The 13,228-nt window shown below is 66.6% G+C and carries 11 protein-coding genes; 3 read left to right on the top strand and 8 right to left on the bottom strand.

All coding sequences use genetic code 11. The features are described from left to right. Positions 1-6 precede the first annotated feature (6 nt). Complete coding sequence (locus tag P2T60_RS04445) at positions 7-1,101, top strand: DUF354 domain-containing protein (RefSeq protein ID WP_276281354.1); 1,095 nt, start codon at positions 7-9, stop codon at positions 1,099-1,101. 18 nt (positions 1,102-1,119) lie between these two features. Here the strand turns inward: P2T60_RS04445 and P2T60_RS04440 are convergent, their stop codons facing one another. Then, positions 1,120-2,112 carry a glycosyltransferase family 2 protein gene (locus P2T60_RS04440; RefSeq protein WP_276281353.1) on the bottom strand — a complete coding sequence of 331 codons (993 nt, stop codon included), beginning with the start codon at positions 2,110-2,112 and terminating at the stop codon, positions 1,120-1,122. A 568-nt stretch (positions 2,113-2,680) separates the two neighbouring features. On the opposite strand from P2T60_RS04440, the gene P2T60_RS04435 reads away from it, so the two are divergent. Together P2T60_RS04435 and msrA are read left to right on the top strand one after the other, a co-directional pair. Then, positions 2,681-2,911, top strand: a complete 231-nt coding sequence (locus tag P2T60_RS04435) for a DUF8015 family protein (RefSeq protein WP_276281352.1) — start codon at positions 2,681-2,683, stop codon at positions 2,909-2,911. A 308-nt stretch (positions 2,912-3,219) separates the two neighbouring features. Beyond that, on the top strand, positions 3,220-3,774 hold the full coding sequence (msrA, locus tag P2T60_RS04430) for a peptide-methionine (S)-S-oxide reductase MsrA (RefSeq protein ID WP_276281351.1): 555 nt from the start codon (positions 3,220-3,222) through the stop codon (positions 3,772-3,774). A 558-nt stretch (positions 3,775-4,332) separates the two neighbouring features. Here msrA and P2T60_RS04425 read toward each other — a convergent pair. From P2T60_RS04425 to P2T60_RS04395, 7 genes are all read right to left on the bottom strand, one after another. Continuing rightward, positions 4,333-4,866 carry a chemotaxis protein CheD gene (locus P2T60_RS04425; RefSeq protein WP_276281350.1) on the bottom strand — a complete coding sequence of 178 codons (534 nt, stop codon included), beginning with the start codon at positions 4,864-4,866 and terminating at the stop codon, positions 4,333-4,335. Further along, a complete protein-coding gene (locus P2T60_RS04420) occupies positions 4,866-5,657 on the bottom strand; it encodes a chemotaxis protein CheC (RefSeq protein ID WP_276281349.1) in 792 nt (263 codons plus the stop codon). The genes P2T60_RS04425 and P2T60_RS04420 overlap by 1 nt, the downstream gene beginning before the upstream one ends. A 9-nt stretch (positions 5,658-5,666) precedes the next feature. Beyond that, a complete protein-coding gene (locus tag P2T60_RS04415; protein ID WP_276281348.1) occupies positions 5,667-6,170 on the bottom strand; it encodes a chemotaxis protein CheW in 504 nt (167 codons plus the stop codon). Positions 6,171-6,173: 3 nt separating this feature from the next. Then, a complete protein-coding gene (locus P2T60_RS04410; RefSeq protein WP_276281347.1) occupies positions 6,174-7,850 on the bottom strand; it encodes a methyl-accepting chemotaxis protein in 1,677 nt (558 codons plus the stop codon). Positions 7,851-8,015: 165 nt separating this feature from the next. Beyond that, positions 8,016-8,555 carry a heme NO-binding domain-containing protein gene (locus tag P2T60_RS04405; protein ID WP_276281346.1) on the bottom strand — a complete coding sequence of 180 codons (540 nt, stop codon included), beginning with the start codon at positions 8,553-8,555 and terminating at the stop codon, positions 8,016-8,018. A 407-nt stretch (positions 8,556-8,962) separates the two neighbouring features. Next, the gene (locus P2T60_RS04400) at positions 8,963-10,291 is read right to left on the bottom strand and encodes a chemotaxis protein CheC (protein ID WP_276281345.1); all 1,329 of its coding nucleotides are present in this window, start codon (positions 10,289-10,291) and stop codon (positions 8,963-8,965) included. After that, positions 10,288-13,173: an ATP-binding protein gene (locus P2T60_RS04395; protein ID WP_276281344.1), complete on the bottom strand. Its 2,886-nt coding sequence runs from the start codon at positions 13,171-13,173 to the stop codon at positions 10,288-10,290. Before P2T60_RS04395 ends, P2T60_RS04400 begins: the two co-directional genes overlap by 4 nt. Positions 13,174-13,228: the final 55 nt, after the last annotated feature.

Here is a 13,228-nt window from a genome sequence, read left to right as displayed (position 1 = left end):
CGAGACATGAACTACCTGTTCTTCACGAACACCCCGGCCCACGTCCACCTCTATCGCAACGCCATCGCGGAGTTAGAGGCGCGTGGCCACGAGACGCTGGTGCTGGCGCGCGACTACGGATGCACGCTCGACCTGCTCGACTACTACGACATCCCGCACGTCGTCTACGGCGAACTGGCGACCAGCAAGTACTCGCTGGCCCGACAGCTTCCGAGCCACTACGTCACCATCCTCCGGGAGGCCCGAGCGTACGACCCGGACAAGATTTTTGGCGTCGGCGCGTACGCCGCCCACGCGGGGGCCGCCATCGACGCGCCGGTGGTCCTCATCACCGACTCGGAGAACACCCACCTCGACCACGCCATCTCGCGGCCCTTCGCCGACGCCTACCTCACGCCCCACACCTTCGACAAGGACCTCGGCGAGAAACACCACGTCTTCCGCGGGTTCAAGGAGTGTGCGTACCTCCATCCAGACGAGTACGAACCTCAGAGCGACGTGCGCGAGGAGTTGGGCGTCGGCCCGGACGAGGAGTTCGTCGTCGTCCGGCTCAACGCCTTCGGCTCGCACCACGACGTGGGACAGGCCGGATTCACGCCCGAGAAGCGCCGCCGACTCGTGGCGGAGTTGGCCGAAGACGCGACCGTCTTCGTCTCCGACGAGGGCGAGGAGATGGACTTCTCGGAGACGCCCGCCCGCGAGTTCGACCTGCATCCCGCGCTCCTCCACGACGCGCTCGCGGAGGCGTCGTTGCTGGTCGCCGACACCCAGACGATGGTGACCGAGGCGGCGCTGTTGGGGACGCCCGCGATTCGGTCGAACTCCTTCGTCGGCGACGGCGACATGGGCAACTTCGCCGAACTCGAACGCGAGGGTCTCATCTTCAACCGCCGGGAGTTCGACGCCGTGATGGAGACGGCGACCGACCTCCTCGGACGGTCGGGGGTCGCCCGCGAGTGGGCGCGCAAGCGCGAGACGTTCCTCGCGGACAAGGTGAACCTCACCGACCTCGTGGTCGAGGTTGCGACCGACCCGACGAGACTCGCGTCGCTCCCGACCAAGCGGACCCACGACCGGATGCCGACCGGCGCGTCGGTCTGACCGAAAAATCTGTTTCTCCTACTCGTCGGCGTCGGTCACTCGGAGTTCTAGGGCGTCTCCGCTCGTCCTGTCGGAGTACGCGCCCACCGCGAGCGACACGAGACCCGCGACGACGAGGGCCGCGAACGCGCCGAGACCGGCGAGCAGACCAGCGACGACTGCCGCGAGCAGTCCGACCGCACCGAGCGCGTACCCGAGCGACGTGACCCACCCGCCGGACTCGACGAGTTGGGTCCGCTGTCGGTGGAGGAAGTTGGTCAACAGGAGCCACGAGAGTTTCGGGACGAAGCTACGGTACCGGATGGTACTCTCCTCGTCGCCGTAGATGGCCGGAATCGCCACGTCCGCGACGGTCATCCCGTGGCAGTTGAGTCGCACGAGCAGTTCGTTGGCGAAGCCGTAGTCGTCGTAGAGGCTCTCTACGTCGAGTTCCTCCAGCGCCCGGTGGGAGATGGCGGTGTAGCCGTTCTGCGGGTCGGTGGTGCGCCAGTAGCCGCTGGCGATTTTCGTGAGACCCGAGAGGAGTCGGTTGCCGAACAGCCGAAACGCGGGCATCCCCTCGCGGAATTCCGGGTCGAGGAGGCGGGTGCCCTTCGCGTAGTCGGCTTTCCGTTCCACGATGGGGTCTACGAGTCTATCCAGCAGGTCGGGGTCCATCTGGCCGTCGCCCGCGACGACGGCGGTCACGTCCATCCCGTCGTCGTAGGCCCGACGATAGCCGGTCTTGATTGCGCCGCCGACGCCGCGGTTCGTCTCGTGGCGAATCGGCACGACTCGCTCGGAGAAGTCGAGACCCCCGTCCGCGAGCGTCGGCGAAACCTCGAGGCGGGTCGCGGAGTGATTGACCTTCTCGGCGTGTCGCCGTATCTCCCGCCACGTTCCGTCGGTCGAGCAGTCGTCTACGACGTAGATTCGGTCTACGAAGTCGGGTACGGAGTCGATGACCTCGCCGACGAACCCCTGTTCGTTGTACGCCGGTACGACGACGCCGACTGTGTTTCCGTTGTACATTGTTCGGTGTCTCGCTGGAAGTCGCTGGCCGAATCGACGCGGGGGAACCGCACGCCCCGGCCAGCCCGTAGTTCAGTTCCGGCCGTTCGACATTTCGTTATACGCCGTCTGCCGACCTTCGGCGACCGACCGACCCGAAAACAGGGTCGGCCGTCGGTCCGGTAGACGCTCCCAATCGAGCGGTCAATCGCGGTACACGAGGCGACAGTCGGTCCCTGTCCGGCGAATCGGCCTTCCGACCCGAGACCGGAACGCCGACGACGGACCGCCACGGACGCTCGGCGAAACGTCCCCCGTGGCACGCGCCCGGTGGCACCTCCGGGCGGGAACTTCCGAGAGCGAAACCGTGGAGTCTTCCCCCGGCGGCGAAATTACTGACAGGAATTTTCAGAACGCTCTGAGAACCGCTGTACGGTAGCTTTTGAGGATTCTACGGGTGGAAATAGATTCATAGCGTATCTATAAGTTATGAGAATCCAACGATGTGCATAAGATTCGCCTATCAGAAATGCCTCGCTCAACTACGGGAAAGAGTTATATACCTATACCGCATATTCTGTAATGGATTATGACTGGGTACTACGACCTCATCCTCGGACTGATTCCGCTTTCGCTGATTGGTGTAACCGCCGCGCTAAGCGTCGTCGGGTTTTCGATAACGTCTGCCGTGCCACTGGCGGCCAGCATTCCCGTCGCGCTCATCGGTCACGCCCTCTTCGTCAACAGTCCCGTCGATGATACCCAGTCCCCGACGGAGACTGTCGATTCGTCCTCGCCGACCTTCGAACCGGCGGACTGAACGACGCGGTTCTCTCTCGCGGTACTGCGGTTTTCGGTGTGCGCTCGTTTTTCGCGCGTTCGTTCCGGCGCTTCGCGTCCGTCTCGACTGCTCTGGTCAGAGCTACTGTGGACAGCATCTAGTTGCTTAGAGAATTATCTTTCTTGCTTTAGGACCGCTTTGGCATTCTTTAAAGCGTGTAATTCATGTCCTGAGGCCACTAACGGCGTCTCCCGTCTACGAGGGACCGACGACTCGGGTCGTCCGAAGCGAGTCCCCCGCCACCGCTTCCCGCAAGCCTAACCGTCTGCGCCGCTAACTCACTCCCGATGACTCCAGACGCGAACACCGAGACGGCCACCCTCGGCGGCGGGTGCTTCTGGTGCGTGGAAGCGGCGTTCAAGGAACTCGACGGCGTGCGCGAGGTCACGTCGGGGTACGCGGGCGGCCACGTCGAGGACCCGACCTACGAGGCGGTCTGCTCGGGCGACACCGGCCACGCCGAAGTCGTACAGGTCGAGTACGACCCCGAGGTGCTGAGTTACGAGGACGTGCTGAAGGTGTTTTTCACGGTCCACGACCCGACCCAGTTGAACCGGCAGGGTCCCGACGTGGGCACCCAGTACCGGTCGGCCGTCTTCTACCACGACGACGACCAGAAAGAGACCGTCCAGCGGTTCGTCCGCGAGTTGGACGCCGAAGGTGCCTACGACGGCGACGAAATCGTGACCGAGGTCGAACCGCTGGAGGCGTTCTACGAGGCCGAGGAGTACCATCAGGACTACTACGAGAAGAACCCCAACGACCGGTACTGCTCGATTCAGGCCGAACCCAAGGTCCAGAAGGTTCGGGAGAAGTTCGGGGAGAAAGTAAAGAACCGCTGAAATTTATCGAGTCCGGTAACTCCGCCAAGCCGGGGTTACGTACTCGTCTTCTTGGAACCCACCGAAATGGCGACCTTCGTTACATTTTGGGCAACTTTGCGGGTCGAAATCAGCAAAGTCGTAATCTACCGTCCATCCGCATGCTCCGCAATGATAGTGTTTGCGGTAAATTAGGTCATCACCCTTGTATGCCTTTACCGGGTTTCCGTGGCTATCTTCAATAACGTATACCACAATGGAATTGCATATTCCGTTTTTAAATTTTCCGCGCGTTTGGACAGCATAGGGAATCGAATGGCTGTAGAAAATCTGAACGACCAATACTGCCCCATCTAAGCCGAACTGAAGGTTCAGAAGGTCCGCAAGAAGTTCAGGGGACCGTAGGAACTGTTAGGCAAGGTCCTCGAAAGCACCCGCGCGGTCGCTCAGCGACATATCCTCGCTCGCTCACTGCGTTCGCTCGCTCGGAGAGGGGTCACTGAGACGACCACGTAAACGCGACCGGGCGGTCCCTTTATCCGCCCCATCGGTTGGTCGGACGAGCGTTCGCCGGTGGCGTCAGTCCCCGCCGTCGCCCTCTCGAAGCAGAATCGGCTCCGGGTCGTAGACGGTTACGACCGCGATGCGGCCGGTTTCGGTGTCGAACTCCACGGTCCGGCCCCTGCTCCCGCCCACGTCCTCGCCCTCTACCGGCACGTCGAGTTCCGCGAAGGCGCGGCGGGCGGTCGCAACGTTGTCGTCGCTGACCTCGCGGGGGAGTTCCCGGAGGTCCAGCAGGTCGCTCCCGCCGACGACGTACCCCTCCAGCGCGGTGTAACTCGCGCCCGCCGACACCGCCTCGCGGAGCATGGTCTCGACCGCGGCGTCCACGTACTTGCCGTCGCCGGTGCCGTCGCCCTCCGACCGCCGGGGGAGCATCGCGTGGGCCAGTCCGCCGACCGCGCTCTCGGGGTCGTAGACTGCCAGACCGACGCACGCGCCGAGACCGTAGGCGACCAGCGTCTCGCCGTCCGCGACAACCTCGTACTCCGAGACGCCGACCATCCGGCGCTCGCGGTCGGGTCGCTCGGGGTCGCTCTCGTAGGTCTCCATCAGTCGATGACCTCCAGTCCGACCCCCGATAGCTTGTCGAGGAACTCCGCCTTGCCGGGGAACACGTAGATGGCGGCGTTCACGTCGTGGCGGGGGATGCGGAGGCGAGACCGGATGAACAGGCCGACGCCGTACTGCTTGAGGATGCGCGCGACCAGCGTTCGCTCGGGGTCCTGCACGGGAACGGGCGACCCCGTGTCGATGGTCGTGTCGAACAGCGCGGCCCACTCGTCCACGAACCCGTTGGCCATCATGTTGCAGAGTTCGGTCAGCGCGTCCCGGCCCATCTCCGTCGAGACCGACGAGAGGTCCTCGACCGCTCGCTGGAGCATCAGCGCCGCGGCCTTGTTCGCGCCCCCCATCGGGAAGACGACCAGCACGTTCCCGACGAGGGGCTTGCTCAGCAGGACCCGCGCCCCGGCGCGCTCGTTCGCCCGGAACTGCGCGGCGACGGTCTCTTTCTCGGCGTAGCCGATTTTGACCTGCTCGGTCGTCACCGTCAGGTCGTCGTCCAGCACGTCGTTGAGTCGGTCCTCGACGCCGGTGACGCCCCTGTCGCCGAGCCAGTTCAGCACCGCGAGCGTCTTCAGCGGTATCGCGGGGTCCGACCCGGACGACTCTCCGGCGGCAGGGTCGGACCCGGATTGCTCGGCGGAGTCCGCGCCAGACGGCGCGGACTCCGCCGAGCGCGCCCCCGTCGCGGGTGCGGGTGCGTCCGTCCGCGTCTCGCGAGCGTCCGTCCGCGTCCCGCGAGCGTCCGTCCGCGTCCCGCGTGCGCCCGGACGTACCATCTCTATAAGTCATGCTTGAGACCTCACTTTGGCGACGAGTACGTCGAGGTCGAACACCCCGAGCGACCGGCCGCTCCGGTCGTCGTCCACCACGGCGCGGAACCACCGCCGCCTGACGGGGGGTTCCCAGTCGCTGGCGTCCGGGGCGTCGATGCGCCCGACGTGGTGGGCGTCGATGCCGACCACCTCGTCCACGAGCAGACCGGTCGGCCGACCCTCGCCGCGGTCCAGAAGCAGGAGGGTCGTCTCGGCGTCGGGCGCGCGGGCGGGAAGTTCCAACAGCGCTCGACCGTCCACGACGACCGGAATCTCGCCGCCGAGGTTCGCCACGCCCGCGATGGCGGGACCGGTCTGAGGTACCGGCGTCACCGCCGGGCCGTCGAGTATCTGCTCGACGCGGCCGAGTTCGAGACCGTAGTCGCCGCCACCGAGACCGAAGCGCACGAACTCGACCCACTCGCGCCTGTCGTCGCCGGTGTCGGGAGTCGGCGCGCTCGACAGTTCGCCGCTCATCCGTCAGGCCTCCTCGTCGCCGACGAGTTCGGCCGGTTCACCGCCGTCGGGTTCGGGCGTCTCGGCAGGTGGTTCGGCGTCAGCGGCGTCGGCCAGTGGGTCGATGCTTTCGGCCGTCGTCTGGGCGATTTCGTCCGGGTCGATTTCGTCCGGGTCGATTTCGTCCGGGTCGATTTCGCCGTCGGCGTCCGCTTCGGTCTCGTCGTCGCCCAGTACCGCGTCGTCTGTGTCGAAGTCGTCCAACGCGGTGCTGAGTCGGGTCGCTTGCTCGGCGAGGTCGCTCGCGCTGTTCGAAACCTGCGAGAGCGCCGTCGTCTGGGACTCGGCGGAGGCGGCCACCGTCTCGGCCTCGTTGGTGATGCCCTCGCTGACTGCCGCGGCGTCTTCGACCATTTCGAGGGCTTCCTCGGTGGAGTCGGCTTGCTCTCGGGTCGCGTCCGAGATTTCTTGGACGCCCGCGTTGGTCTCTTGGGCGTAGCCCGCGATGTCCGCGAGCGCCTCGGCCGCGTTCTCGACCGAATCGGTCTGCTGGGAGATGCGGGCGCTGGTGTCCCGAACCTCGTCTACGGTCCGGTCGGTGTGGCGCTGAATCTGCTTGAGGCGCTGTTCGATGTCGGCGGCGGCCTCCTTGGTGCGCTCGGCCAACTCCTTGATTTCGTTGGCGACCGCCGCGAAGCCAGCGCCCTGTTCGCCAGCGCGCGAGGCCTCGATGTGGGCGTTGAGCGCGAGCATGTTGGTCTGCTCGGCGATTTCCGAGATGAAGTCGATGAGTTCGTCCACCTGCTGGACCTCGGATTCGAGGCTCTCGATGGCCTCGACCGTCTCCTCGGACTCGTTTTCGATGTCGTTCATCCCCTCCACCGCGTCGGTCGCGGCCGCCCGACCCTCGCGGCCGGTCTCGGCGGTTCGCTCGGCGATGGACGCCACGTCGTCGGTCGAGGCCGCGACTTCCTGCACCGCCGTCGAGAGTCGGTTCATCTGGTCTGTGGCGGCCTGTAGGTCGTCGGTCTGGGTCTCGGCGTCCACCGAGATGTCCCGGAGCGAGTCCACGACGCGCAAACTCCCGTCGCTGACCTCCTCGGTGCTGAGCGTGACCTCTTGGCTGTAGGTCGCCACCTCGTTGGCGAACCGGGTCAGGTTCTCGACGGTCTCCTCGAACTCCGCTATCATCTCGTTGAACTCCGTGGCGACCCGGTTCATCGCCTCGCTGTCGGAACTCGGGTCCATACGCCGGTCCAACTCGCCGTCGGCGCACCGGCGCATGACCTCGCCGTACTGCTCGGCGGTCTGTTCGACGCGGGCGTTGCGGTCCTCGGCGGCGAGTCTGGCCCGGTGCTGGTCGAGAAGCGTCTCGTGGGTGTCGGCCATCGAGTCGGCCACTCGGCCGACGCAATCGACGCGAGGCGTGTCGAACTCGGGGTCCTCGCCCTCGGCCCGCCGGTCGGCGCTCGCCACCAGTCGGTCGAGCGACCGACTGGTCCGCCACGAGACGGTCGTTCCGACGAGACCCGCGAGGAGTGCGCCGCCGAGGGTCGCGCCGACGACACGTCGGTCGAACTGCCCGGTCGCGTACACGCCTCCCGCCGCGACTGCGCCGACCGCCACCATCGTCAGACCGAACTTCAGGGCGTAGCGCCGCCCGAGGAAGGCGGGGACGACTGCGCGCGCAAAGTTAGACATTGAGCGAACCCAATCGGCATAGCGTAATAAATCTTCACGCAACATGACCGTTTAGTTATAAAATATAGGGCAGAATAAAAATCAAACTGATAGTTAATCGCTTCAGAGACTTCGCGGAGCGCGGGAGCGTCGGCGTGCCGACGCTCCCGAGGCGGGGCGCGAGACTCACTGCCGGACGACGAGTTCACACCGGTCGTCGCCGTCGTGCATGCACGTCCGTTCCTCGATTTCGAACGCCGCGTCGTAGTACGATTCGACGCCGCGGAGCAGACCCACCGCCAGCGAACAGAGTTCCCGGTCGGAGGCGTAGGTCACTCTCACCCGGTCGTCGCCGACCCACTCGGAGGCGAGGGCGGGCGGCGTGTAGGTGGACAACTGCTTGGCGCGCAGGGCCTCGTGGATGTACGCCTCGACGTTGGCGACGAGTTCGAGACCGGTCCAGTCCTCCTCGACGTGGACGCCGTAAGTTTCGACCAGCGGCGGCACGAGGAACCGACCGAACGCGTCGAGGAGGTCCGACACGTCCTCACCGGTAACGTCCGAGGCGGCCTCGACCAGCGCGAGGGCGTCGGCGTCGTCGTACTCGGTGATGGGGACGTAGACTTCTCCGCCGAGACCGGCGGCGTCCTGTATCGCCCGCCACGCCTCGCGGTCGTACTCGGCGGTCACGAAGTCCTTCAGACCCTTCAGCACGATGCCATGCACGGCGACCACCACCCTTCGGCGACAGGTCGGTCGGGGCGTGGTTCCGGGAGTTCGGCTACGGGGACGCCGCGGCCGGGCCGGGGTTCCGCGACGGGCGGCCGAACCCTCCGACGCTGATACATGGTTGAAGTGCATTCGGACGGATATTATAACTGTTCTGGCCGTTGAGTCGAAGGATTGTCGAATTCGTGAGGGTGTGAGATACGATATAGGATTCCGGACCGGCGAGAGCGACACCACACGGCACTGCGACCGGGCGACGACCCGCGTCCGCCGAGCAGTCGCGTCGTCGGCGCGCCGCGCCGACGACGCCAGCGTGCGCCGGAGAAAATCTTTTAGCTGTTCGAGACAAACGTCTTTCAACACTAGAAAAATAAAAACAAATCTCAAAGCAATCAAAACATTGCTCAAAGTGATTCCCAGTAGTCCAAATCCACGTCCTCGTCCGAGAGGTCCGTGTCGGCCTCGGGTCGGGTCTCGGCCACGCGGTCCACGTCGAACGCGCCGAGGGCCTGTCGCAGGTCCTCCTCGTCGGGGATGACGTAGATGTCGAGGTCCACCTCGGTCTCGACCGCTTCGATGCGGGTGTCGAAGACGAACGCGAACTCCTGAGACCCGCCGAGTCCGACCACGAGGGGGTCCACCACCGCCGCGCCCATGTCGTGGGCGTAGGCGGGCGTCGAGTGGTCGATGGTGGTGTCCAGCAGGTTGGCCCACCCGTCCAACATCCCGCTGGCCATCACGTTCGAGAGTTCCTGAATCGCGTCGCGTTCGAACTCCCCGAGTCCGGCGGCGGTCCGGGTCTCGACGCTCCGAGCGACGAGTCGCTCGGCCGACCCCTCGCCGAACAGGAACAGGAGATAGCCGCTGGGCATCCCCGCGAAACTGAACGCTACGCCGATTTTGCGCTCGGTCGAGACCTCGCTCGGAATCGCGTCGAGCGAGATGAAGTTGATGCGCCGGATGTCCACGTCCATCTCGATGCCGGTCATCTGCGTGAGGTTGGCCGCCACCTGCGTCGCGCCGCGTTGGGCGATGCGGTCGAACCCGACCAACTTCTCGAACTCGATGGCGCGGTCCTCCGACCGCGCCCGGAAGAGTCGCCGGACCGTCTCGCCGTCGGGGACGAGGTAGTGGCGGAACGCGAGTTCCTCGCCGACCGCTTCGAGGTTGTTCCGGAACAGGACCGCGAGTTCGTCGCTGGCGCGTCCGGCGTCACCTCCGGCGACGCCGGACGCGCCGTCCTCGGAGGGACCGTCTCCGGGCGCACCGTCCCCGACCGCCAGCGCCGACTCTGCGAGGAACTCGTCGGGAGTGTCGGCCGCGACGTAGGTCGGGGCCGACACGTCGATGTTGGTGTCCAGCACGTTCGCCCACCCGTCAACGAACCCGTTGTTCATGATTTGGGCGATTTCGGTCACGGCGCTGTCGTGGAGCGTCCCGTCCTCTACGGTCGGGATGCCGTCGATGACCGCCGACGCGATGGTGGCGGCGCTCTCGGCGTCGAACAGCAGAATCGAGGTCCCGCCGAACCCGTCGGAGAGACCGACCCGGACGCCGACCCACTCGGTGTCGGGCAACTCGCGGGCGATGGAGGCGTCCCGCGTGAAGTTGAGGTGGGTGACGTTGACCCGCGCCGGGATGTCGGTCATCGAACTCAGCCGATTCGCGGCGAGTCCGGCCCCCTCGCGGGCCATCTCGTAGAACGTCCCGAGGGTGTCCACGTCGAGTTTCATAGCGTTGCCACGTCCAGCACGTTCACGGCCCGTCCGTCGCCGAGCGTCGTCGCGCCGCTGACGCCCGGCACGTCCCGGAGCAGGTCGCCGTAGGGCCGGACCACGACCTCTTGGGACGCGACCACGCGGTCACACCGGACAGCGAGTCGCCCGGTCTGGGTCCGAATCCAGACGATTTGGCCGTCGTCGGATTCGCGCCCGGATTCGGCGATGTCCAGCGCCGACGCCAGTCGCACGAACGGGTAGGCGTCGTCGGCCTCGACGCCCTCGGGCAGGCCGCCCACGAGGTCGAGGTTCGACCGCCGAACCACCTCGCGGTCGCCGTCGGACTCGACTGGCGGCGCGGGGGTAATCTGCTCGACGGCGGTCATCGGGACGCCGAAGGTCTGCCCGGCGGCCTCCACGAACAGCACTTCGGTCAGCGCGATAGACACCGGGACCGTGAGTCGGACCGTGGTCCCGACGTTCGGTTCGCTCTCGACGGTCACGGTGCCGTTGAGGTCGGCTATCGTCCGGTTCACCACGTCCATGCCGACGCCGCGGCCGCTCACGTCGGTCACTTCCTCGCTGGTCGTGAATCCGGGTTCGAAGAGCAGGTCGTAGGTCTCGGAGTCGCTCAACTGCTCGGCCTCCCCGGGTTCGACTACCGCGCGCTCGACCGCTCGCTCGCGGACCGCCTCGGGGTCCACGCCCCGGCCGTCGTCCGAGAGTTCGACGACCACCTCGTCGCCGACGCGTTCGGCGGCGACGGCGACGGTTCCCTCGGGTGCCTTGCCGAGCGCCTCTCGCTCGTCGGGCGACTCGATGCCGTGGTCCACGGCGTTGCGCGCGAGGTGGACCAGCGGGTCGCGCAGACGGTCCACGATGGAGCGGTCGAGTTCCACGTCGGCGTCGTTCACGACGAGTTCGACCTCCTTGCCCTGCGAGCGCGCCACGTCCCGGACGGTCCGGGGAATCGCGTCGATGGCGGTTTCGAGTGGCGTCAGGCGCACGTCAACGACCGTCCGTCGGTACTCGGTGACGACCCGCAGGAGGTTCGAGACTTCCTCGCGGATGTCCTCGTCGGTCTCGGGACCGACGGCCTCGTCCAGTCGGAGGTGGGTCAGCGACAACTCCTCGGCGACGTTCAGGAGTCGGTCGGCGGTGTCCACGTCCACGCTCATCGACTGGAGGCGGTCGAACTCCCCGGTCTCGGCCGACCGGTCGGCCCCGCCGGTCGGGAACCCCTCGGCGTCGAGACTGCTCTCCTCGATGGTCGCCACCGCCGACCGGAAGACGGCCCCCTCCTCGCCGTCGTCGTCGCCTCCCGGCCCGGTGCCGAGCAAGTCGCCGAACCGCGATTCGAACTCGGCCATCTCCTCGTCCACGGACACGTCCATGCCGGTGTCGGCGGCGAGTCCGGTGTCGCCCGCGATGCCCGCCTCGCTCTCGCCACCGGGACCGAGACCCGCGTCGAACTCCCCGGACAGGTCCATCCCGAGGTCGGTCTCGGGCATCGAGTCGGGGTCGGGAACCCCACCGTCATCCGGCACCGAGTCCGGTTCGTCCTCGGCGTCCGAAACCGAGTCGTTTCCCTCCTCCGAGAGCGCGTCGAGTTCCGGAACGTCGTCGGGCACCGAATCGGTCTCGGGGACCGAATCCCGGTCCGGCACCGAATCGGTCTCGCTCCCCGCGTCGCCCACGCTCGCGGACTCGGACGCGCCCGCGTCCGAGTCCGCGGCCATGTCCGCGTGGTCGGGCACCTCCACGTCCGCGGGTTCGCTCGCGTCCGCGAGCGAACCCGGTTCCGACTCGGTACCCGGCGTCTGCTCCGACTCGGTACCCGGCGTCTGCTCCGACTCGGTTCCCTCGTCTTCCGTCTCGCCGAAGACGAACGTGCCGGTCTCGGTCGCTTCCTCGGACACCTCGTCGCCCGCGTCGGCCACTCCATCGTCGGCGTCGGCCGACCCGAGCAGGTCTGCCGACAGGTCCAGTGGGTCGCCGTCCGAGGGCGACTCGGTGTCCGTCGCGGACGACGGGGGTCCGTCCTCCGGTGTCTCGTCCGGACTCTCGCCGGGTTCGAGGTCCATCAACTCCTCGATGGTGTAGTTGTCCTCGTCGTCGAACTCGCCGAACTCCACCGCGTCGATGTCCTCCTGCAAGTCGTGGATGTCGCCCGACTCGTCGATTTCGGCTTTCGTCTCCTCGAAAAAGGCCGACGGTCGGTCGGGAGTCTCGGCGGACCCGGAGTCGTCCGCGGGGTCGCCTGCCGGGGAGTCGTCCGCCGAAGCGCCGGGCGAGTCGTCCCCGTCGCCCAACATCCCCCACCCGTCGAGTTCCGCGTCGTCCTCGGGCGCGTCCATCCCGTCGAGGAGCGAGTCGATGTCGTCGAACTCGGCGGTGTCTTCGAGGGCCGCAACCACGTCGTCGCTCAGGCCGTCGTCCGCAGGGTCCCAGTCGCCGCCGGACTCGCCGAAGTCGGCCGCCGCGGAATCGGGGAGGGCGTCCGAATCGGTCTGCACTCGGTCGCGTTCCGCGTCGAGGGTGGCCCGGAGCGACGCCCGAATCGCTTCGGGGTCGGTCTCCACCTCGCCGCCGGTTGCGTCGGCCCGGACCGTCGCTTCGAGGAGGTCCACGGCATCCAACGTCTCGTCTATCAGGGTCGGGGTCGGTCGCACTTCGCCGCCGCGAAGCGCGTCGAGGGCGTCCTCGACGGCGTGAGCGAGCGCACCCGCCTCGTCCAGTCCGTGAGTCCGACACGACCCCTTGAGCGAGTGGGCCACGCGGAACAGTTCGGCGACTGCCACGTTCTCGGCGTCGTCCTCGACGGCGAGCAGACCGTCGTTCAGCGCCCGAATCTGTGATTTGGTCTCCCGATAGAAGGCGTCGTCAGTCGGGACCATCCCTGCACCTCCGCGAGGGTCCGCGTCGAAGGCGCTGGCGGGCGTCGGCGTCCGC

Source organism: Halorussus caseinilyticus (assembly GCF_029338395.1).
Classification (GTDB): domain Archaea; phylum Halobacteriota; class Halobacteria; order Halobacteriales; family Haladaptataceae; genus Halorussus; species Halorussus caseinilyticus.
The sequence above is the reverse complement of the archived record's forward strand: the minus strand, read 5'-3'. Positions and strand labels throughout refer to the sequence as shown.